Source organism: Sporosarcina sp. P16b (genome assembly GCF_002743065.1).
Taxonomy (GTDB): domain Bacteria; phylum Bacillota; class Bacilli; order Bacillales_A; family Planococcaceae; genus Sporosarcina.
In genome coordinates, this window is record NZ_PDYO01000007.1 from 1 (window position 1) to 22,586 (window position 22,586).

Consider the following 22,586-nt stretch of genomic DNA (forward strand, 5'->3'; position numbering starts at 1 on the left):
ATCAAACTCTCCATAAGACTGACAGACAATCTGCAGCGAATTACGTCGTCGATTTCAGTCGATCAGTCGGTCACGTACCTGAGTACGCTCCCTCCTTCTCTCCTTCATCTCCTAGTACTTCACTACATCTTGTCAATCAGTAAAACGAAAAATCGATTAGCTCGAGTTTCATTTGCTGGCATCAATTAAGATACTCATTTTGTTTGTGTCACCGTTAGGTGCACAAACTGTATTTCGTTAACGTTTTGCTGTTCAGTTTTCAAGGTTCGTGTTTTGTGCTTCTTGTAAAAGCAACTTCTCTAATATAGCTCATCTTGCATTCATTCGTCAAGTCTTTTTTAAAATTCTTTTTTCGAATGTTTTGTGTGCGCCGTTAGAACGTTTGCCCCAAGCGACATTTACTATAATAACATGTTATCAAAGAATAAGTCAACAACTATTTCAATAAAAATTGTAGAGCGATCATAGAATCGCTCTATGACTGCTACCGAGCTCTTATAATACGGTACTCTCTATGGAATAGCAAGTCATTTTTAGATGCTACTTGTGTAATTTCTATTAGACGCTTGTCCACTAAATACTCGATAAAGAATTCTAAATCCGAAGAATACAACGCTAGCTCATCCTGTTCATGTAATTGCTGAACAGTCCATGATTCCTTTTCACTCATAATCGTCAACAAATGCACAGCTGCTTCATTCGTGTAGTTATGGATGAAGAACTCACTTGCCAAGAATACCAAATCCAAACGCTTCCCTAATTCCTCTACACTGCCAATCAGTTCTTCATATAACTTAAAAACAGCTGGATCTATTTTCTTCATCTGTGCCCAGACAGTGTTTTCAGGTAGGACATTACGTTTAACAGCAACGAACCTAGCTAGGTGATGCAAAGTATTGATCGCGTATAGATAGGAATCCATATATTGTTTTCTTTCGAAATGAATTTTCCCTTCATTATAAGCGCGAATCATTTTAGCCATTTCTATTCCCATTTTAATACCCCGACCAAACAACGGCTCTTCTGATAAACGTTCTTTCAGTCGTTCCGCATATTCATCACGGTCATAAAATACTTTTCCAAGGATAAGCCAATCGATGATTTTCTTGTTCGTCCCTACAAGCAACCAATGCGTTAATTGTCGTTCACTAATGATGTGCATAGCGGCCTTACGTCTGCCATCTGTATAATGTTTTGTCTGAATGGGTATCTCATTATTTGAGGTAATAATAAATAAGATTTCATCAAAGGTATCAGTGATCGGGTCGTCTTCTCTTTGATTACCAATGAGAAGCACGCTTAATGTCTCAGGTAAACTTGCTCTTTCTTGATACACCGGCCGTAGCATTTGCTCCACTTTCTCGCCTCCCAGTTTTCTATATACCGTCACGAATACTCTAATTCGACGATTTTCACATAAAGTCCTTTATTTAAAAGGGAGTTTATACTGCAATTAAATAATAATATGATATATTAGGTGAGGATAGCGTTAGGAGGAAACTTGAAATGAAGCCTTACAAAAATAAAATAAATCGCATTCGTTCGTTTGCCTTGGCACTTATTTTCATTGGCGTTGTCATTATGTACATCGGAATCTTTTTCCGTTCCAATGAAATTGTCATGCTGATCTTTATGTTCTTGGGAATGCTTGCCATTATCGGTAGTACAGTAGTGTACGCTTGGATTGGTACTTTATCGACACGGGCTATACGAGTACAATGTCCGAATTGCGGTAAGCATACGAAAGTACTCGGACGGGTTGATATGTGTGGACATTGCCGCGAGCCATTAACACTTGATCCAAACCTTGAAGGTAAAGAATTCGACATCGCGTATAATAAAAAAGTGAAGCAAGAAAAATAATACTAAATAAAAGAGTGTAACCCCAGTGGGCTACACTCTTTTATTTTGCTTGATTTTGTTGCGTCGCTGCACAGTCAGGACAAGTTCCGTATACTTCCAGTCGATGTGAATTTACTTGGAACCCGGTTACATGCGCTGCAAGACGTTCTACTTCTTCTAGACCAGGATGATGGAAATCTACGATTTTTCCACAATCGTCACAAATAATATGGTAATGATCATGTGTCACAAAATCAAAACGACTCGATGCATCTCCATAAGTCAACTCTTTTACTAATCCAGAGTTTTGGAATACACGTAAGTTGTTATAAACTGTAGCCACACTCATATTAGGAAAATCTTCTTCTAGCGCTTTATAGATTTCATCAGCAGTTGGATGTGAATGGGATGTGATTAAATACTCGAGAATCGCATGTCGTTGCGGAGTAATTCTCACACCACTTTCTTTCAATGTTACTAATGCATCTTTTAAGAACACTCCAGGCATCGTAATGCACCTCACTTCATAAGGATTACTTCTTTATAATCATTATAATTAGTTTACTCAACTGTGGGGTGTATTGTCAACTATTCTGCCGGTAATGCTACATTAATAGCCTCTCGACAAATCCACTTGATTGATGAGATCTTGATCTCCCACTACCCATTTCTCAAGATTCGTATCCATAATGTCTAAAGATCGTTTAATATATTGATCTGACAGACTGGACATATGAGGGGATACCGTACAGTTCGGCAACTCCCAAAATGGACTTTCCTTAGGTAACGGCTCTGTTTCAAAGACATCAAGCACCGCATGACGGATTTCATTTTGTTTTAACGCATCCAACACATACTGCTCTTTTACTGCGTCGCCCCTGCCCACATTCATAAAAACAGCCGTCTCTTTCATGGCACGGAAATGTTCCGGTTGATAAATCCATCGCGTTTGAGGAGTGCTTGGCAATATAGAAATCACATAATCGACGTGAGGTAGTTTTTCCATAATTTCATCTAAAGAAATCGTTTCATTCATATAAGGACTTGCATGACCTGTACGGTTACATCCAATTGTATGTACATGAAATGCCTGTAGAAGCCTTCCGATTTCTCCTCCTATTGCTCCTGTTCCTACTATTAAAGCCGTGGAGTGATTCATTTCACCAGGCAAAGAGTCTAACGCCCATTTTTTCTCCGTCTCTCTTTTATAGATATCTGGCAATCCCCTTTCAAGGGATAGTAAATGTGCCAGTACAGATTCGGCTAACGGCATTTTATGAACCCCATGGGAATTAGTAACTAGAACATCTCGCGCCTGAAGCGCTTCTCTCGGCAATGTATCGACTCCTACAGCCGCAACCATGACCCATTTCAATTTAGGAGCTTTTTCGACATGTTCTGATCTCAAATCCCCACCATCTGTCACGATTACATCTATCTCTTCCAATGAAGCTTCATCAATATTTGTTGTATGCAAAAATTCGACATTCGGATATTTTTCTATCAATTGCTCTTTAAATGAGGTTTTAATCTTAAATGTGAATAATATCTTCATATTATCTACCTCCTAGTTCGTCAGTTGCTCCAAAGTCGCAAGTGCATCTGCTACATGACCTTTCACACGAACCTTCCGCCATTCTTTCACTACCGTACCCGTTGGATCAATTAAGAATGTAGATCGCTCTATTCCCATATACTCTTTACCGAAGTTCTTTTTTAGCTTCCACACACCATACTGTTCAGCCACTATATGATCTTCATCTACTAATAAAGAAAATGGCAAGCCGTGCTTCGCGATAAACTTTTGATGGGAAGCCGCATGGTCAGGACTGACACCTAGCACTACAGCATTTAACCCTTCAAAATCCGCTTGCGCATCACGAAAATCACAAGCCTCTGTCGTACAGCCAGGTGTTGAGTCTTTTGGATAAAAGTATAACACTACGTATTTCTTTCCTTTAAATTGATCTAATGAAACTATTTCACCATTTTCATTTGCTAACGAAAATGCTGGTGCTTGTTTTCCCTCTAATTTTTCCATTGTGAATCCTCCTTTAATATATAGACGAATAGCGTACTTCGATCTCTCCCTACTTATCGTATCGGAAGTATTTGAATTTTACAATTTACCTATACTTCACTCTGAAGGTAGAGACTTCACTTGGATTAATGCTAAAATGGATAACGTATAATTGATTTGGAGGAATTAACTAATGAACCGAAAGAATTCAGAAGCAATTTATGCTGAAGCATGTGAACATATTGTGGGTGGCGTCAACAGCCCTGCCCGTGCTTATGGAGCCGTTGGCGGAGGTGCACCTACTGTCATGGAACGTGCAGAAGGCGCTTATATCTATGATGTAGACGGCAATCGTTATATTGACTACTTGGGGGCATACGGTCCGATCATTACAGGACATGCGCACCCTCACATAACCAAAGCAATTACGAAGGCAGCGGAAACAGGCGTACTGTACGGCACACCTACACGCCACGAAGTACAATTTGCCAAAATGTTAAAAGAGGCTATTCCAGGAATGGACAAAGTCCGCTTCGTGAATTCAGGTACTGAGGCTGTCATGACAACAATTCGTGTAGCAAGGGCATATACTGGACGTACAAAGATTATGAAGTTTGCGGGTTGCTATCACGGCCATTCGGATCTTGTATTAGTAGCTGCCGGATCAGGTCCTGCCACATTAGGCACACCAGATTCTGCAGGCGTACCTTCTTCTATCGCGGAAGAGGTCATTACCATTCCGTTTAATGATCCCGAAAGCTATAAAGCAGCGATGGAACAATGGGGTGATGAACTTGCTTGTATTCTAATCGAACCGATTGTCGGGAACTTTGGTATTGTCGAGCCAAATGAAGGTTTCTTGGAACTCGTTCATGATCTGGCAAAAGAGCATGGTGTTTTGACTATCTATGATGAAGTCATTACAGCGTTCCGTTTTCATTATGGTGCGGCACAAACGTTACTCGGACTTCAACCGGATTTAACAGCATTCGGAAAAATTATTGGTGGCGGCTTGCCGATCGGTGCTTATGGCGGTAAAAAAGAAGTTATGGAACAAGTCGCTCCACTCGGCCCTGCCTATCAAGCCGGAACAATGGCGGGAAATCCTGCATCTATGCTTTCAGGAATTGCGTGTCTTGAAGTACTTCAAGAACCAGGTATCTATGATGAGATGGATCGCTTAGGCGGTTTACTTGAAGATGGCATACTAAAGTTGGCTAAAAAACACCGTGTCCAATTGACGACCAATCGTCTAGGAGGGGCACTTACATTGTTTTTCACAGACGTCAAAGTGGAAAACTACAAGCAAGCTGAAGCGACAGACGGAGAAATCTTCGGCCGTTTCTTTAAAGAGATGCTGAAAAACGGCATCAACTTAGCACCATCAAAGTATGAGGCATGGTTCTTAACTTCTGCTCATACCGAGTCAGATATAAACGAAACACTTGAAGCAGTAGAACGTGCATTTAAAGCACTTTGAAATAGAACAATTGACCGTTTTATGCGTATATTGTAAAGTTAGCATAAAAAAGCTTTTAGGAAAGGAATTACCCAATGAAACTTGGTGCCCGCGTCTTTAAGACGGGTATTGCGATTGTGTTTGCTCTGTTTCTCGCAAATTTACTAGAATTACCTACAGCAGTGTTCGCAGGTATTGCAGCTATTTTCGCAATCCAACCCTCTATTTACAGATCTTACTTAACAATAGTAGAACAGTTGCAAGGTAATTTAATCGGTGCCACTATAGCAGTCTTATTCACACTTATTTTCGGACCACAATTAATCATCGTCGGTTTGGCAGCTGTCATCGTCATGACGATTATGTTGAAACTCGGACTTGAAAAGTCTATGTCACTTGCACTCGTCACGATGATTGCAGTGATGGAGGTTAAAGACGACGCCTTCTTAACATTTGCTCTCCTACGTGTAGGTACAATTTTGGTAGGTGTACTAGCGGCATTCCTCGTGAATCTAGTATTTATGCCACCAAAATATGAAACAAAACTATTTCAGGCGATTCATCAAGCACAAGATGAAATTATTCGTTGGACGCGTCTAGCTGGTCGTCAGGCTTCGGAACACACAGCTATGAAGAAATCATTGAGTAAGTTAAAGGAACGCCTAATACAAATTGATCAGCTGTACTTATTATTTAAAGAAGAGCGCAGCTACTTCAAAAAAACTTCTGCCGCAAAAGCGAGACGGCTTGTTGTCTATCGCCAATTGATCGGTACAACTAGGAGTAGTTATGACGTGCTAAAGAGGCTGCATAAGTTTGAAAATGAACTCATCAATCTCCCCGAGCACTTCCGTATGATGATTCAGGAGCGTCTGGAATCATTACTCGTCTATCATGAACAGCTTCATCTGAAATTTGTCGGTAAGTTAAAGGCGGATTTCGACGACGAAGAAACCCATAGTGAGTTTATTCAACGACAAGAAGTGATGAATATTTTCGTGAAGGAAATTGCGATTACTAATGAGGAAGAGGAATTCTCTTCCTATCACTTACTTCATGTCCTATCTGCTATCCTGAATTACGAGGAACAGCTGGAGCATCTGGATACCTTGATCACTTCTTATCAAACACGATATGAAGATGAAGAAAATATTCTAGAAGATGAATTTTATTAATAAAACGGTGGTGGACTTGTATAGTCCTCCACCGTTTTTGTTTGTATAAATAATTTACATACATAGCCGAAGTTCATTTGCCAAACAGTTCGTATTGCCGTTACAGACTCACCCTATTTCTCTCGCATCGACCCTATTATCCCCCAAATTCTTGGCGATTGAACAAACCAGCGTACGTGCCGTTTAGTTTCATCAACTCCGAATGAGTACCAGATTCTTTCAAGTCCCCATGATCTATCACATAAATACAATCCGCATGCGTAATGGTAGATAAGCGATGTGCGACGATTAGCGTTGTGCGATTGTGGGCCAAGCGTTCCAAAGAATCCTGTATGAGCGCTTCGCTTTCCAAATCCAAAGCCGATGTTGCTTCATCCAAGATGAGCAATGCCGGGTTCTTAAGGAAAACGCGGGCAATGGAGATACGTTGCTTCTGTCCACCAGACAACTTCACGCCACGCTCTCCTACCCTTGTATCATATCCATCACTCAGTGTTTCAATAAAGTCATGCGCATTTGCGGCTTTCGCTGCAGCAATGACTTCTTCATCTGTCGCATCCGGTTTCCCCATCAAAATATTACTTTTGACAGAATCGCTAAATAGAATTGAATCTTGAAGTACCATACCGATCTGATTACGAAGCGATTTAACTTTTACGTCACGAATATCATGACCGTCGATGCGAATAGCGCCCGATGTAACATCATAAAACCGCGGAATCAAACTGATAATAGTTGATTTTCCTCCACCACTCATCCCAACAAGTGCAGCCGTTTCGCCAGGGCGGATGTTCAAACTAATATTTGTCAGTACTTCATCTTCCTCATATGCAAAGCTGACACGATCAAACTCAATCTTCCCAGCAATCGATGGTAAAACTTTCGCATCCTTTTTATCGACCACGTCATACTTTTCATTCATTAAGTCCAGTACTCTGTCCATTGAAGCAAATGATTGCGTCAAGGAAGTAGATGAGTTTACAAGACGACGTAACGGTGAGTAGAGTCTTTCTATGAAAGCAATAAAAGCAACCATCGTTCCAACTGTTAAAGAACCATTGATTACTTGATAACCAGCATAGCCAACAACGAGTAAAGGAGCCACATCGGTAATCGTATTGACAACTGCAAATGCTTTGGCATTCCAGCGTGTATGTTCAATTGCCCGGTCAAGAAATTTATTGTTTACTTCATCAAAACGTTCCTGCTCTTTGTCTTCGATTGCAAAACTTTTAATAATACTGACGCCCGCCACACGCTCATGTAAATAACTTTGTACATCGGCAAGTGCTTGGGACCGTTTGCGTGTTAGTTGACGCAATTTACCGAAGAAATGCTTGACGCTAAACGCATAAAACGGAAATGCGAGCAATGTAACGAGTGTCAGCTCCACATCCAGAGTCAACATGATGGCAATTGCAATAACAATGGTAGCCAAATCAAGCCAGACATTCATCAAACCAATCATGACGAAGTTTTTTGTCTGTTCTACGTCATTTATAACTCGCGAAATTACTTCACCTGCACGTGTATTGGAATAGAAACGAAGTCCAAGCTTTTGCAAATGACCGTAAAGCGATTTGCGGATATCAAACAAAATTTTATTACTCACTAATTGCGCATAGTATTGACGATAATATTCCACAGGTGGACGGATCAAGAAAAACACAATGATCGTGCCACCGAGCCAATAAAATAATTGCTTCGTTTTATCAGAATCACTTAATGTCGGCGAACCGATAATATCATCAATCACAATTTTAATTAATAATGGTAAAAACAATGGAATAGCAAACTTCACAATACCAATGAGAACGGTGAAGACAATTTGCCAGTTATAAGGCTTTACGAATTGAAGATAACGTTTAATACTCTCGCCCATTCTATTCCCCCTACTAAAAAAACCTGACTTGCACGAATGCAAGCAGGTCTAGCTTTGTTCTTCTTGAATTTGCTTATAAAATTCATAACGTGAAGTCCAGACATCAATGAAATCAGGAGCAAAGGGACCTTTCCTTTGTTTGATCCAGCCAAGAAGCTTCTTTAAGTTATCCTGCAAGATTAAATCGATAACTTCCGGATAATGCATTTGACGCTTATGATCCGCATATTCGTCTTCATCGAGAATCAAATAGCTCATATCAGGAAACACTTTTACATCCAAGTCATAATCGATATACTTCAAGTACTTTTCATCGTAAACGAATGGCGAACTCATGTTGACATAATAGTAGACACCATCTTCACGTAGCATACAAATGATGTTAAACCAGTTTTCTGCATGGAAATAGCAAATTGATGGCTCACGTGTTAGCCAAGTACGACCATCAGACTCTGTCACGAGCGTACGTTCATTGCCACCGATAATAATATTGCGTGTGCCTTTTAATACGAGTGTCTCTTGCCAGACACGATGAATTTTGCCGTTATGTTTGTAGCTGTGTATCTGTACCGTTTCTCCTTCTTTTGGAATCGCCATTTTTATACCACCTTTGAGCCTTACCGCTCTTGCTATTTGTCTATTATACCAACAGCTTTCCAAAATTTAAAACGATTCAACCATCTATTTCGTATTTGATTGAATCCAGTAGGACCACGGCATGTTTTTTCACACAAGAAAACCGGTAGAAATGGCTTATAACAGCCTTTTCTACCGGTCGTCGATGTCTAACGCTTAGTTTGAACCTTTATACTGGTTCGCACGCGCTCCTGAAGCTTTTTGTTTGTTTGCTTCTGCTTTGTTGATTTGTTGTTTCACTTCATTGACATCTGTTTCAGATCCGAACTCCTCGTTCATAGAGGACTGCATCGCTTGTGAAGAAGACTGCATGTTCATTGCGGACTGCGCGTTTTGCTGACGAACTTGATTAACGTCCGTCTCGGAAGCGAACTCTTCATTCATCGATGATTGCGCATTTTGTTTCTTCACTTGGTTCGCATCTGTCATAGATGGGTTTTGCTGTGAATTTCGATTTGATTGGTTTGGCATGTTTTATTCACCTCCGTACTCACTATGATGTCCTATAAGTCAGGATTTTATTCACGGTAGGTTCTAAAGTTTTTACCATTCCAGCAATTCGATAATTTTCAGGACAGGTTTTGGCTTTGGCAATGCTTCCACTTCCTCTTTAGTGAAGAACTGCAAATCGCCTTCTGCTTGTGGAGCTTCCAATTGTGCACGATACACATGAATATTCCATGTGATATGGGAAAATACGTGAAGGACATGCGGTAACTCTTGAATATGAGTTAATTTCAATCCATTCTCTTTTTCAAATGTTTCCACTGCAGAAGTATCTTGAAGTTCGATCATCGGAAATTCCCAAAGGCTAGCAAGCAGTCCGGTACTTGGACGTTTTTGCAACAGCCATTTGCCCTCTTCATTTTGAATCGCGAAAGCCGCCATCGTAACATGCTTCATTTTTTGTTTTTTTATCTTAATTGGCAATTGCCGTTGTTTTCCTTCTTCAAAGGCGATACAAAATTCCCTAACGGGGCATAATAAACAATGTGGATTCGGCGTACAAATTGTGGCACCCAGTTCCATAAGCGCTTGGTTGAAGGAAGATGGATTCTCTTCCGAAATTAATTGCATCACAGCTTGTTCAAATAACTTTTTATTACGCGGCAAAGCGATATCTTCCTCAATTAATAAAATTCTCGACAATACCCGCATAACATTCCCGTCTACTGCATGTTCAGGTACGCCATATGCAATACTTAAGATAGCACCTGCCGTATAGGGTCCCACACCTTTTAAAGTAGAAATTTCCTTTCGGTTATTAGGGACTTTACCACCATATGTTTCAACAACTTCCCTCACACCCGACTGCAAATTACGTACTCTGGAGTAATACCCTAGTCCTTCCCACATTTTCAAGATATCTTCTTCAGGTGCAGCTGAAAGATCTTGCATCGTAGGAAACTTTTCAATAAAACGCTCATAATACGGTATTACAGTATCTACTCGTGTCTGTTGTAACATAACTTCCGAAATCCAAATATAGTATGGATTGTCCGTCCTTCTCCAGGGTAAGTCCCGTTTTTCAGCTTCATACCAATTTAATAACGCATCTTGGAATGCCTTCTTTTGTTCAATAATTTGCATATGGACCTCGCTTCTTCGTGTAAATACTTTTAGTTATGATAATAAAGGGTATATAATTATAGATAGTATACAACTCTTCCAATAAAGGAGTGATGATTTGGATACGGGTACACATATTGCTATGGGTGTTGCGATCAGTGGATTGGCTCTTGCTGATTCAGTCGTAGCAACTGAACCTGCCACAATGGGCGCCGTTTTTGCGGGTATTATGATCGGTTCACTAATTCCCGATATCGATACGGTGTTGAAACTTCGAAACAACGCTGTCTATTTACGTAATCACCGCGGTATTACGCATTCGGTTCCAGCTGTAATGCTATGGCCGTTGCTGATTTCCATATTATTGACTATCTTCGTTCCTGGCGCCATTTTCTTTCACGTCTGGGCTTGGACATTTTTAGCGGTATTCACACATGTATTTGTGGATATCTTTAACTCATATGGTACACAAGCCCTTCGCCCATTTTCTCAAAAGTGGGTGGCCATAGGCGTCATTAATACATTTGATCCAATTATTTTCGGACTCCATGTCATTGCGATCCTGGCATGGGTGTTCGGCGCACCCCCAGTCTTCACGATGTCACTATTATATATCGTCATCTTCTTCTATTACCTATTGCGCTTCGCAGTTAAGAGCGCAGTGAAGAATGCAGTGAAGAAGACGATTCCAAACGCAACGCATATATTTACTGCACCCACGATGAACTTCTTTCAGTGGCGAATAGCTGCCACGACTGACGTTGATCATTTTGTAGGACGAGCATACGGACGTTCCATTACAATCTACGAACGATTCGAGCGTGAAGTGATGCCGATGTCACCCGTAGTTGAAGTGGCATTGGAAGATCCGAACATGCAGGCTTTCACTTCATTCTCCCCACTATATCGTTGGTCGATTTCGGAAGAAGGCCATATTTACGAAGTTCGTTTGATTGATTTGCGTTATCGAAGTAAGGGTTACTACCCATTCGTCGCAGTCGCCCATGTGAATGAAGACTTGGAAGTAGTCAATTCCTATACAGGATGGATATTCTCTGAAGAAAAGTTGCGTAAAAAGCTTAATTTCGCTCCAAACAACTAAAGAACGTTCGTGCAGTATTGCACGAGCGCTCTTTTTTGTTTATTTTCCACTTTTTATATCTTTCAACATAGCAAGGGGCAATGCTTCTTCCGCTCTCTCGCCACCTAAGCGATAGCCCCAAGCGAACAATCCTTTGAGGTAATCTACTTGAAAGAAGACTCCATCGTCCCCTTCAATGCGGTACATCTCGCCTGGCTTGATGCTAGCTGGATCTACAAGATAGGATTGCACAAGAACTGCCTTTCTTTGGTGAACTGCATATTCACTGATCATCCCCATCTGTTCTGCCTTACGTGCTTTTTCCATTAGATTGGCGATTTCGCTGCGCAGTTCGTTTTCATTCATATCACTATAATGTTTTTCAGTACTCATCTTCTTCATTCCTTTTCTGTTCAATAAATTGATCGATTTGACTAAGTGGAATGCCCTTTTGATACATAGATTGTTTCACGCGCTGTCTAAGATCGGATCCTGAGTATTTGCTTTGGTACCGCCTCCACGCCTTCTCGCCAAATGTAGACGTGATATCGGACCATTCATCTTCATCACGTTCGATCGTTACACTGCTGAGAACTTCCGAAATTTGCTGATAAGAAAAACCTTTTCTAGCTAATGTATTTTGTATTTTTTGCTTAACTTGTGCTGGTGGCTGTGAACTATTCGATCGCATCGTCTTTTCAGCCAGCTTCATAGCATTAGCCATTTGATCTTCCATTGTATATTCCTCCAATGCTTGAGTTTGCAGTTCTTTGGGTATACCTTTTTTATAGAGGGATTGCTGAATAGCTCTCGGACCTTTTAACGTACTATTTTTTTCTGTACGTACAAGAGCTTCCGAAAATGCTTCATCATTCAAAAAGCCCAGTCGTTTTAATTTCACGATAGCTTCCAGAACAACCGCTTCCCCATAGTCTTTTTCAAGCAATTTCTTTTTAACTTCCATTTCACTCCGCATTCGGAATGATAAAAAATGCAATGCACGATTAAATGCCTTTTCGATCTGGTCGGAATACACAATCTCTTCCGTTGACCAATCATCCAATTCCATTCCTTTCGTGAGTTCAAATTTCACTAGGACTGTTTCATGGACACTAAATGCATATTGATCATCAAGAAAAATATTATAACGTTCGCTATCTCGTTTTTGTTGTGATATTTTGGTAATAAGCGGCACGTTTCCATCACCTACTTTATCTTAGTATACCGCTTCTAGGAGTGGTGGTCAGCAATAGTGTATTAATTTTCAAAAGAATGGAGGGAAAACTTTATGAAAGTGGTTATTGCAGGTGGTACTGGATTCATTGGCAGCATTCTGACTGAGAAATTGAAGGATAACGGGCATGAAGTAGTCATTTTAACGCGTAAACCCTCATCGAAGCAAAATGGAATTCAATATGTACAATGGTTAACCGATCATACTTCACCTGAAAATGAAGTCGGGCAGGTTGATGCTTTCGTCAATTTAGCAGGCGTGTCCATAGATGATAGTCGCTGGTCCAAAGAACGAAAAAAGCAAATCTACGATAGCAGAATAACAGCTACACAAGAAGTTTTGCGGATTATAAGAAGACTTCCAAAGAAACCTCGCGTCCTAGTGAACGCAAGTGCAATCGGCATTTATCCTACATCACTTACTGCTGAATATACCGAAGATTCCTCTGCAATCGGCGATGATTTTTTAGCCAAAACCGTATCCGATTGGGAAAATCTTGCAGGACAGGCAAATGAAATGGGTGTACGAACTGTATGTACCCGCTTCGGCATAGTGCTCGGTAAAGAAGGCGGAGCACTTCCACTCATTAAACTGCCTTATCAATTATTCGCAGGTGGTAAAATAGGTTCAGGCAATCAATGGTTCTCGTGGGTACACGTTGAAGACGTAGCCAGTGCAATCCTCTTCTCACTTGAGAATGATGACGTAGAAGGTCCTGTTAATGTAGTCGCACCGAGTCCAATGCATATGAATGCTTTTGGTAAAACAATCGGAAAAGTATTGCACCGTCCACATTGGTTTCCGGTTCCAAGTTTTGCAATGAAAGTGGCCTTGGGAGAAAAGAGTATCGTCGTTTTGCAAGGTCAGCATGTACTACCAAAAAAGTTATTGGCTAATGGTTTTACATTTACTTATCCTTCATTACGACCGGCGCTTGAAGACTTATTAAAATGATTTCAAATGTTTGTTAAAACGTTCTCACGTTTTGACAAACATTTTTTTCATTACATACAAAAAGCGTATTGGCACATGCTTAATAAAAAGGAGTGACGCTTAATGACTCATCATTTGTCAGGAATTTTACTGGCATCTTGTTTGCTAATTGTTGGCGTGGTGATGAATCCCTTTACTGTTCAAGCTGATGCTTTTCATTGGGGTTTCAAGAAAGCTACTGAAGGTGTTCCCCCTTCTGCCGGAGCAGAACTAGATAAATTGCTTGATGATTATGGCGCAATTTACAAAGGGAAAGGAGATAAAAAAGTCGTCTATCTAACATTTGATAACGGATATGAGAACGGCTACACTGAAAGCATTTTAGACACGCTGAAAAAGGAGAAAGCGCCCGCCACATTTTTCTTGACTGGACATTATGTGAAAAGTGCCAGTGATTTAGTGAAACGTATGGTGACAGATGGCCATGGTATCGGAAATCATTCATATGATCACCCGAACATGGCGAATATAACCGAACAACAGATGGAAGATGAGTGGAAGAGACTAGATGAAATTGTATATGCAACTACTGGTCTAAAGAGGACAATCTATACGAGACCACCGGAGGGGACATTTAATGCGAAGGTACTGCAAAAAGGAAATGATCTCGGATATAGACATATTTTCTGGTCTGTTGCATTCATTGACTGGCATCGAGATCAACGAAAAGGAAAAGCGTATGCTTATAATGAATTGATGAACCAATTACACCCAGGTGCTGTCATTCTAATGCATACCGTAGCAGCTGATAATGCAGAGGCACTCCCCGATTTCATCCGTGATGCCAAGAAGCAAGGCTATGAATTCCATTCACTGGATCAGTTAGTGGAGGAATATGAGAAAGGAAATACCATTACACAATAAATAAGAGACCTTATCTGTATGTTCACTACCAACAGATAAGGTCTCTAATTATTTTCTACATCTTCAGTTTGCATGTTCACATTCGTAGTTATCCAACGTGATCACCAATGTTGGATTGTTACGGATCCCCTCCTTCTTTGTTATGTGTCTAGGATTCGATTCGTCTCTATAACTACGACCTCCTTTTCTTTTGATTAAACTTACTATAACAACTATTCAGTTAATTGTAAAGTGTTTTAATGAAAAATATTATTATTTTCTTTTTTTATAGTTTACGACTAGTATAACAAAATCAGATTGAAAAACATGGTGTTTTCGTATACGATATCAATGATAGAAAGAGGTGTGCGTATGGACAAATCACAAAATAATGAACAAGTCGTCGAACTGAAAAATCGATTCAATCAATTCATTGAAACATTAGAAGCAATTGAACCTGAACACACAGACCTGCAGGACATAGATCGCCTGATCATGTTACTCGATGAATTAGAAGAACAGATGGATAATTCGAAAAAATAACGTATACTAACGGGGGATTTTGAGATGTACATAGAGACAATTGAAAAGAGTATATATGAATTAGTTTGCGAAACGTCTACAAACTTGCCAAAAGATGTCCGACGCGCAATTCTTTCCGCAAAGGAAAAAGAGAACAAAGGAACAAGCGCTGCAATGAGTTTGGATACGATTGCAAATAATATCAATATGGCAGATGATAAACTATCTCCAATTTGTCAGGATACTGGCCTTCCTACATTTAAGATTAAAACACCAATCGGGGTAAACCAATTGGAAATTAAAGCTGCAATTGTACGCGCTTTGGAGCTAGCTACGGAAAAAGGAAAGTTGCGTCCGAATGCTGTAGATTCATTGACTGGCGATAATAGTGGCAATAACTTAGGTATCGGGCTGCCCGTTGTAAAGTTTGAACAATGGGAAGAAGACTATATAGAAGTAAAGTTAATATTAAAGGGTGGCGGATGTGAAAACAAAAACATTCAATACAGCCTCCCTACTGAATTAGAAGGTCTTGGCCGTGCAGGACGCGACTTGGACGGTATTCGTAAATGTATCCTTCACTCGGTTTACCAGGCACAAGGACAAGGTTGTTCAGCTGGGTTTATCGGTGTTGGAATCGGTGGCGATCGTTCATCTGGATATGATCTGGCGAAAGAACAACTATTCCGCGATGTAACAGACGTTAATCCAGTTCCTGAACTTGCACAATTGGAAGACTACGTCTTAGAAAAAGCCAATCTCCTTGGAATTGGGACAATGGGCTTCGGCGGAGAAGCAACATTACTAGGATGTAAAATCGGTGTTATGCACCGTCTTCCTGCGAGCTTCTATGTATCTGTAGCATATAACTGCTGGGCATATCGTCGTATGGCAGTGAATATTAATGCAGAAACTGGCGAAATCATGGACTGGCACTATAATGAAGGCGAGAAAATTGCATTCGAACAACCAGCTGAAGAAGCAAAATCCACTGCACGTATTGTACACTTGCAAGCACCTATTTCAGAAGAAGACGTACGTGATCTTCATGTTGGCGACGTTGTAAAAATTTCAGGCCGGATGTACACAGGCCGCGATGCGATCCATAAGCACTTAATGGACAACGACGCGCCAGTTGATTTGAATGGACAAGTCATCTATCACTGTGGACCCGTTGTTTTAAAGAACGATGAAGGCAAGTATGAGATCAAAGCAGCCGGCCCAACAACTTCTATGCGTGAAGAACCGTACCAAGGCGATATCATGAAGAAGTTCGGTATCCGCGCAGTGATCGGCAAAGGCGGCATGGGACCTAAAACACTTGCAGCTCTTAAAGAGCACGGCGGTGTATACTTGAACGGTATCGGCGGTGCGGCACAGTATTATGCTGACTGTATTAAAGAGGTAGAAGGCGTCGATTTGCTGGAGTTCGGTATTCCTGAAGCGTTATGGCATTTACGCGTAGAGGACTTCACTGCAGTCGTAACGATGGACTCACATGGTAACAGCCTGCATGCTGATATCGACAAGTCATCACTCGAAAAGCTCTCTCAGTTTAAAGAAAAAGTATTCAACTAATAAGCAAGCAGCGAATGAGAATTCTCATTCGCTGCTTTTTTGAATGAATTGATTTGCCTGAATAGTTGTCGGAGAGAGGATGCACTGTTGCGCTGCGTTCCAGGCGGACACGTTCGGGAGGGCCCGCGTTCACTTTTGACACGTTCTTAAGTTGGAGAGTGTACTTCAAGATCTTTTATCGCGCCTGATTTCGAACGCAAATTTAATTGTTGCTTGAACTTAACTTAGTTAGAAGTCTACACTAATTGTTTTGCTTCAATTCCTTCGTACACTCCCGGTCTACTTCCCTTCATTTATCAACTCCATCCAATATTTTTGCTTGAATTAGCCAAATAAGTAACACTTCTTATTCAGAAATGATATACTGTAGATAATAACTATTACAACTTCATATTTATTCTATTTAGATGCCCAAAAAGTCGATTCTACTACTGTAGAATCGACTTTACTGCTTTAATATGAGCTATGAAATTGAAATTCATTATCAATTAGGAGGAGAATACATGACAACACTTGCAAAAGAACAACCTGAACAAACGATTGACTGGTCTGCACGTCTAGAATTAATCGCAGCTATATTATCTGGGATTATCATTCTTACCGCATGGACTTTGGGGAAAAATGGCATAGAATCCTTTTCTGTCTCGCTGTATATCATAGCGTTTCTGATTGGTGGTTACGCCAAAGCCAAGGAAGGTATTGAAGAAACAATAAAAAATAAGGAACTGAACGTTGAGATGCTGATGATTTTTGCAGCCATTGGTTCAGGAATTATCGGATACTGGGCTGAAGGTGCAATTCTAATTTTTATCTTTGCAATTAGCGGAGCACTAGAAACTTATACTCTTAATAAAAGCCATAATGAAATATCTTCGTTGATGGAATTGCAGCCTGAGGAAGCGTGGTTGATCCTTGAAGACGGCAGTGAGAAAAAAGTATCTACTGACTCTTTATCGATTGGCTCTGTTTTGCTCGTTAAACCAGGTGAACGCATTCCGGTCGATGGCAAAGTATTAAGCGGAATCACTTCGATTGATATGTCAGCTATCAATGGGGAATCTATTCCGGTGACAAAGCAAGAAAACGATGAGTTATTTGCAGGAACCGTGAATATCAGCGGTGCAATTCGCATGACCATGACGAAACCTAGTTCCGAGACGTTATTTCAAAAAATTATCACGATGGTACAAAACGCGCAAAGCGAAAAGTCTCCTTCTCAACAATTTATCGAACGTTTTGAAGGGTCTTATGTAAAGATTGTGCTGGCGGCTGTTGTGATTATGATGTTCTTACCCCACTTCTTGTTTAACTGGGACTGGACTACAACGTTCTACCGTGCAATTGTTTTGCTAGTCGTCGCTTCCCCTTGTGCGTTGATGGCTTCCATTATGCCTGCTACGCTAGCGGCTGTTTCCAATGGCGCTAGAAAAGGTGTGTTATTTAAAGGTGGCGTTCATTTAGAACACTTAAGTACATTGCAAGCATTCGCTTTTGATAAAACAGGTACCTTGACGAATGGAAAACCGATTGTGATGGATTTCATCGTTAGAGAAGGTGCTGATATAAAAGAGACGCTTGCTTTATTCGCAGGCGCGGAGTCACTCTCCAATCACCCGTTGGCAAAAGCCATTATCAATTACGCGACAGAGCATGGTGTAGAACCTGAACGCAACCTCCATATTGAAGACATTCCCGGATTTGGTATTAAAGCCGAGACCGATCATGGCAATATTCTAATCGGTAATCCAAAATTTGTTGGAGTAGAGTTAGTGGAAGAGTTTCAAGACAATGTGGCGGTATCGCTTGCGAATGAAGGTAAAACTGTCATTTTCATGAGAGACGAACAAGGAATTGTAGCGTTAGCTGCTTTACAAGATACATTACGAAAAGAAGCCATTTCTGCGATTAAATCTCTGCAATCTCTAGGACTTCGTACAGTTATGTTAACTGGCGATAATGAAAAGACCGCCCATGCAATTGCGGATGAAGTAGGTGTCGATACGTACGTAGCAGAATGTCTACCCGAAGAGAAAGTCGTTCAGCTTAAGTATTTATTGAAAGAATACGGTACAGTCGGTATGGTAGGAGACGGCATTAATGACGCTCCTGCACTGGCTACCGCTACTTCGGGCATTGCGATGGGTGAAGGAACAGATGTAGCATTGGAGACAGCCGATGTTGTTCTCATGCAAAACGACTTGAATCGCCTATCATATGCCATAAAGCTTTCGAGAAAAATGCAACGAATCGTTAAACAGAATGTCTTCTTCTCGATAGCTGTCATTTCAATCCTCATCATCGCTAACTTCATGCAAGTAGTGGATCTGCCTCTTGGTGTCATTGGACACGAAGGAAGTACGATCTTGGTTATCTTAAATGGATTACGGATGCTTAATAAAATAGAGTAAAATAAAAAGTGAAGAAAGGAAGTCCCTTTCTTCACTTTTTATTTATCTGGTTTGTTGTTTATACTCTTGACGATTTTTCACGACTGAATTGATTGTACCTCCCAGCAATAAAATGATAGCTGATAAGTATAACCACATGATTAATACGATAATCCCGGCGATACTACCATACGTATTAGTGTAGCTTCCAAAATTACTAATATAGAACGAGAAGCCTAGTGATGTAACGATCCATCCTATTGTCGCAAAAATAGCTCCAGGAAGTATCCCTTTAAAATGCAACTTTACACTTGGTACTAGCCAATATAGTAATGAGAATACCGCAAAAATCAGAAATGGCGGAATGAGGAATCGTACCAAATTCCATACGGTCAGGAACGTCTCTTCCAACCCTAAGAATGTGAAGATCAAATGCCCGATTGGTTGACCGAATATCGGTAACACTAACGCCACGATTACAGTCATAACTAACATAATCGTAAACACAATCGACAATCCTCTTGAAACGAAAAAGTTTCTATCGTCTTCAACTTCATATGCTTCATTTAAACCTTTTGTTACTGCACCCATGCCTTTAGACGCAGACCAGATTGTAGCCAAAATTCCGATTGATAGTAATCCTCCACTTTTATTATCCAGTACTTCAGAAAGTGTTCCTTCAATTAGTGAAGCTGTCCCTTCTGGCGCATACTCTCGAATAAATAAGAAGATTTGGTTTTGGTCTAACTGTAAGTAAGGCAGTAGTGTAAAAAGAAAGATTAATAGAGGGAATAAAGACAATAGGAAAAAGAAAGCTAACTGCGAACCAGCCGCTGAAATATCCAATTCTTTCATTCGGATAATCAATTGTTTGAAAAATCCGCTCGTAGTTGTCGGATCGAAATCCTCTTCTTCCCCGTCTTTTATATCTTTGATGAATTCTTTCACTTTTTCAGTTTGAGACTCGTCTCCGTTTTCAGCATTTGAAGAAGGGGCACTTTTTTGTCTATCCAACTGATGTGTCCCCCTTTCATTTACTGATTGTATTGTTATTTTTTCTCTAGTGGTATCACGTTTTTTTTTTGGATCATCGGAGGCAATGAAGCATCCCCTTCTGTTGAAACAGAAGATGCAGCTGTAGAATTATCCACGATGATTTGCTCGTACTCTGATTTAGAATCAGTAATTGCTTCCTTTGTATCCGCAAACATTTCTTTCACTTGCGGAGTCAGCGTCTTGATTTCATCGACCTGGGATTTGATGTAATTTACATCACCTTTCACTTGATCAACAAGAGTTTGCATTTTTTCTTTCTTCTGTTGGAACTCACTTTTTACAATATCCGGATTTTCTTTGTAATATAATACTTTTTCATATGATGTTCTGGCTGTCGTCACTGTATGCTGCCGTGTTGCACGGTCCAGCATGCTCACTGCAGCTCCAAGTAATGCCCCGCCTAAAACATATCTTCCAAATTTACTCGAACTCATACATTTTTCGCCTCCTTATTCACGTTTACGTCTCACTTCATTATACCCATATTGCAACTTGCCAAACAATCTTTGTTACACTTTATTCAAAAAAAGCTTGACGAAACGTTCTATTTTTTAGATTATTAACAATAACATGTAAATAACAGAATCTACTGAAAGGGGTTGGTTCTCGCAATCTTGGGAACGGATACTAACATCATAGAGAAATTGGGGGGATGAAATGGAAAAGATCGAGAATTTCTTGACTACTGCGTCCGATTTAATATGGGGACCGCCACTGCTCATTTTATTAATTGGTACCGGAATTTATTTAACACTACGTTTAACATTTATTCAATTAAGATTACTGCCTTATTCACTGAAGCAAGTTTTTTCAAGGAAGCATGATAAGAAAGCAGATGGTGACATTTCACAGTTCCAGGCTCTAATGACTGCGATGGCCGCCACAGTCGGTGTCGGTAATATCGTCGGCGTTGCATCTGCTGTTGTAGCAGGTGGACCAGGGGCGATTTTCTGGATGTGGCTTGCAGGGTTCTTCGGTATGGCAACAAAGTACAGTGAGGCAATCTTGGCTGTTAAGTACCGCGTTAAAGATTCCAATGGCTTGATGGCTGGTGGACCGATGTACTATCTGGAACATGGTCTAAAGCAAAAATGGCTCGGCGTACTATTTGCGATATTCGGTGCATTGGCCGCGTTCGGAATTGGGAACGGAACACAATCTAAAGCAGTAGCAGACGTAATGAAAAGCACTTTTGATGTGCCACACTATATTACTGGAATTGCATTGGTACTATTCGGTGCACTTGTTATTCTTGGAGGTATCAAATCAATCGGTCGTGTGACGGCATTTTTCGTACCGATCATGGCACTATTCTATTTCTTTGCTGGTGCGATTGTTATGGTATTGAACATTGAACAAGTTCCAGCAGCATTCGGTCTGATTTTCACAGACGCATTCACAGGCCAAGCAATTGCCGGTGGTGCAATCGGTACCGTAATCCGATTCGGTGTCGCGCGAGGACTCTTCTCTAATGAAGCAGGTCTCGGTTCAGCGCCAATCGCAGCTGCTGCTGCACGTACAGATATGCCTGGACGTCAGGCTCTTGTTTCAATGACACAAGTATTATTCGATACGTTAGTCATTTGTTCAATTACAGGTGTCACAATTGTTATGAGTAATAAATGGCAAGATAAATCAATTGATGCTGGTTCTTTGACAGCAGAAGCGTTTGGCTCATTCCTTGGTGGTATCGGGCCGATCTTAGTATCAATAGGACTTGTGTTCTTTGCTACATCTACCATTTTAGGTTGGAGTTATTATGGAGAGAAGTGCTTCCAATATCTCATCCCTAATCGCGCTGCAGTCCTTGCTTATCGAATAATATTCGTAGCATTCATATTTGTAGGGGCGACTGCATCACTTGACCTTGTATGGATTTTAGCAGATGTATTAAATGGCTTAATGGCGATTCCAAACTTAATTGGATTGCTCGGTTTGTCTGGTGTTGTCATTATGGAGACACGACGTTTCAAGAAGAAAATTGACGAAGAACGTGAAGCATCCCGTAAGTAACACTTCTCAGTGCGGTTGACAGCTTACCGCTTTCATGAAATGATTGTTTTCATTAGAGGAAAGGCGGTAAGAATATGGATTTGTCTTCAAAATCACCTGAGAATGTCTCATACATGATCGAACAGATTAAAGAAAAACTACGCATGGTAAATGTGGATGCGATGAAGCCCGAAAACTTCAGTACAGAGCAGTATGAAGATTTGTACTATATGTACAAGACGGTCATGAAACGCGACAACATCACACCGAATGAAATGCAAGCAATTGCGGCCGAACTCGGTTCTTTGCGCAAGTAA

Annotated in this window: 23 protein-coding genes; 11 read left to right on the top strand and 12 right to left on the bottom strand. The window is 40.6% G+C overall.

Annotated elements, in window-relative coordinates; all coding sequences use genetic code 11:
* Positions 1 to 484 precede the first annotated feature (484 nt).
* Complete coding sequence (locus CSV77_RS09845; RefSeq protein ID WP_369802756.1) at positions 485 to 1,348, bottom strand: nucleotidyltransferase-like protein; 864 nt, start codon at positions 1,346 to 1,348, stop codon at positions 485 to 487.
* Between the two features lie 158 nt (positions 1,349 to 1,506).
* Between CSV77_RS09845 and CSV77_RS09850 the strand changes: the two genes are divergently transcribed.
* On the top strand, positions 1,507 to 1,863 hold the full coding sequence (locus CSV77_RS09850; protein ID WP_099631794.1) for a YgzB family protein: 357 nt from the start codon (positions 1,507 to 1,509) through the stop codon (positions 1,861 to 1,863).
* Between the two features lie 40 nt (positions 1,864 to 1,903).
* Here CSV77_RS09850 and perR read toward each other — a convergent pair whose 3' ends face one another.
* The 3 genes from perR to bcp form a co-directional block, all read right to left on the bottom strand.
* Entirely contained in the window at positions 1,904 to 2,350 is a 447-nt protein-coding gene (gene perR / locus CSV77_RS09855) for a peroxide-responsive transcriptional repressor PerR (protein WP_099631793.1), read from the bottom strand.
* A 102-nt stretch (positions 2,351 to 2,452) separates the two neighbouring features.
* Positions 2,453 to 3,397 (bottom strand): D-2-hydroxyacid dehydrogenase, encoded by a 945-nt coding sequence (locus tag CSV77_RS09860; RefSeq protein WP_099673286.1) that lies wholly within the window; start codon positions 3,395 to 3,397, stop codon positions 2,453 to 2,455.
* A 12-nt stretch (positions 3,398 to 3,409) separates the two neighbouring features.
* Positions 3,410 to 3,883: a thioredoxin-dependent thiol peroxidase gene (bcp, locus tag CSV77_RS09865; RefSeq protein WP_099631791.1), complete on the bottom strand. Its 474-nt coding sequence runs from the start codon at positions 3,881 to 3,883 to the stop codon at positions 3,410 to 3,412.
* A gap of 172 nt (positions 3,884 to 4,055) precedes the next feature.
* Here bcp and CSV77_RS09870 point away from each other — a divergent pair, with 172 nt between their 5' ends.
* Positions 4,056 to 5,342 carry a glutamate-1-semialdehyde 2,1-aminomutase gene (locus CSV77_RS09870; protein WP_099673287.1) on the top strand — a complete coding sequence of 429 codons (1,287 nt, stop codon included), beginning with the start codon at positions 4,056 to 4,058 and terminating at the stop codon, positions 5,340 to 5,342.
* Positions 5,343 to 5,416: 74 nt separating this feature from the next.
* Positions 5,417 to 6,496 (top strand): FUSC family protein, encoded by a 1,080-nt coding sequence (locus tag CSV77_RS09875; RefSeq protein ID WP_099631789.1) that lies wholly within the window; start codon positions 5,417 to 5,419, stop codon positions 6,494 to 6,496.
* Between the two features lie 136 nt (positions 6,497 to 6,632).
* Here CSV77_RS09875 and CSV77_RS09880 read toward each other — a convergent pair whose 3' ends face one another.
* The 4 genes from CSV77_RS09880 to mutY form a co-directional block, all read right to left on the bottom strand.
* Positions 6,633 to 8,378 (bottom strand): ABC transporter ATP-binding protein, encoded by a 1,746-nt coding sequence (locus CSV77_RS09880; RefSeq protein WP_099673288.1) that lies wholly within the window; start codon positions 8,376 to 8,378, stop codon positions 6,633 to 6,635.
* Positions 8,379 to 8,426: 48 nt separating this feature from the next.
* Positions 8,427 to 8,975, bottom strand: coding sequence for a nucleoside tri-diphosphate phosphatase (ntdP, locus tag CSV77_RS09885; RefSeq protein WP_099631787.1), 549 nt, complete (start codon positions 8,973 to 8,975; stop codon positions 8,427 to 8,429).
* A 195-nt stretch (positions 8,976 to 9,170) separates the two neighbouring features.
* A complete protein-coding gene (locus tag CSV77_RS09890) occupies positions 9,171 to 9,485 on the bottom strand; it encodes a gamma-type small acid-soluble spore protein (RefSeq protein WP_099631786.1) in 315 nt (104 codons plus the stop codon).
* Between the two features lie 72 nt (positions 9,486 to 9,557).
* Positions 9,558 to 10,604: an A/G-specific adenine glycosylase gene (gene mutY / locus CSV77_RS09895; protein ID WP_099673289.1), complete on the bottom strand. Its 1,047-nt coding sequence runs from the start codon at positions 10,602 to 10,604 to the stop codon at positions 9,558 to 9,560.
* Positions 10,605 to 10,701: 97 nt separating this feature from the next.
* Between mutY and CSV77_RS09900 the strand changes: the two genes are divergently transcribed.
* Entirely contained in the window at positions 10,702 to 11,685 is a 984-nt protein-coding gene (locus CSV77_RS09900) for a metal-dependent hydrolase (RefSeq protein WP_099673290.1), read from the top strand.
* Positions 11,686 to 11,724: 39 nt separating this feature from the next.
* Here the strand turns inward: CSV77_RS09900 and CSV77_RS09905 are convergent, their stop codons facing one another.
* Positions 11,725 to 12,057 (bottom strand): YfhH family protein, encoded by a 333-nt coding sequence (locus CSV77_RS09905; protein ID WP_099631783.1) that lies wholly within the window; start codon positions 12,055 to 12,057, stop codon positions 11,725 to 11,727.
* Positions 12,047 to 12,859, bottom strand: a complete 813-nt coding sequence (gene recX / locus CSV77_RS09910) for a recombination regulator RecX (RefSeq protein WP_099631782.1) — start codon at positions 12,857 to 12,859, stop codon at positions 12,047 to 12,049. The genes CSV77_RS09905 and recX overlap by 11 nt, the downstream gene beginning before the upstream one ends.
* Positions 12,860 to 12,952: 93 nt before the next feature.
* Between recX and CSV77_RS09915 the strand changes: the two genes are divergently transcribed.
* From CSV77_RS09915 to CSV77_RS09935, 5 genes are all read left to right on the top strand, one after another.
* Entirely contained in the window at positions 12,953 to 13,852 is a 900-nt protein-coding gene (locus tag CSV77_RS09915; RefSeq protein ID WP_099673291.1) for a TIGR01777 family oxidoreductase, read from the top strand.
* Positions 13,853 to 13,954: 102 nt separating this feature from the next.
* Positions 13,955 to 14,755 carry a polysaccharide deacetylase family protein gene (locus CSV77_RS09920; protein ID WP_099673292.1) on the top strand — a complete coding sequence of 267 codons (801 nt, stop codon included), beginning with the start codon at positions 13,955 to 13,957 and terminating at the stop codon, positions 14,753 to 14,755.
* Between the two features lie 351 nt (positions 14,756 to 15,106).
* Complete coding sequence (locus CSV77_RS17025; protein WP_099631779.1) at positions 15,107 to 15,277, top strand: SE1561 family protein; 171 nt, start codon at positions 15,107 to 15,109, stop codon at positions 15,275 to 15,277.
* A 24-nt stretch (positions 15,278 to 15,301) separates the two neighbouring features.
* Complete coding sequence (locus CSV77_RS09930; protein ID WP_099673293.1) at positions 15,302 to 16,834, top strand: fumarate hydratase; 1,533 nt, start codon at positions 15,302 to 15,304, stop codon at positions 16,832 to 16,834.
* Between the two features lie 503 nt (positions 16,835 to 17,337).
* Entirely contained in the window at positions 17,338 to 19,242 is a 1,905-nt protein-coding gene (locus CSV77_RS09935) for a heavy metal translocating P-type ATPase (protein WP_099673294.1), read from the top strand.
* Between the two features lie 42 nt (positions 19,243 to 19,284).
* On the opposite strand, the gene CSV77_RS09940 is transcribed toward CSV77_RS09935, so the two are convergent.
* Both CSV77_RS09940 and CSV77_RS09945 read right to left on the bottom strand, forming a co-directional pair.
* Positions 19,285 to 20,235 carry a YihY/virulence factor BrkB family protein gene (locus tag CSV77_RS09940; protein ID WP_099673295.1) on the bottom strand — a complete coding sequence of 317 codons (951 nt, stop codon included), beginning with the start codon at positions 20,233 to 20,235 and terminating at the stop codon, positions 19,285 to 19,287.
* Between the two features lie 35 nt (positions 20,236 to 20,270).
* Complete coding sequence (locus CSV77_RS09945) at positions 20,271 to 20,711, bottom strand: YtxH domain-containing protein (protein WP_099673296.1); 441 nt, start codon at positions 20,709 to 20,711, stop codon at positions 20,271 to 20,273.
* A gap of 223 nt (positions 20,712 to 20,934) precedes the next feature.
* Here CSV77_RS09945 and CSV77_RS09950 point away from each other — a divergent pair, with 223 nt between their 5' ends.
* Both CSV77_RS09950 and CSV77_RS09955 read left to right on the top strand, forming a co-directional pair.
* Positions 20,935 to 22,290 (top strand): alanine/glycine:cation symporter family protein, encoded by a 1,356-nt coding sequence (locus CSV77_RS09950; RefSeq protein ID WP_099673297.1) that lies wholly within the window; start codon positions 20,935 to 20,937, stop codon positions 22,288 to 22,290.
* 74 nt (positions 22,291 to 22,364) lie between these two features.
* A complete protein-coding gene (locus CSV77_RS09955; protein ID WP_099631773.1) occupies positions 22,365 to 22,586 on the top strand; it encodes a DUF1128 domain-containing protein in 222 nt (73 codons plus the stop codon).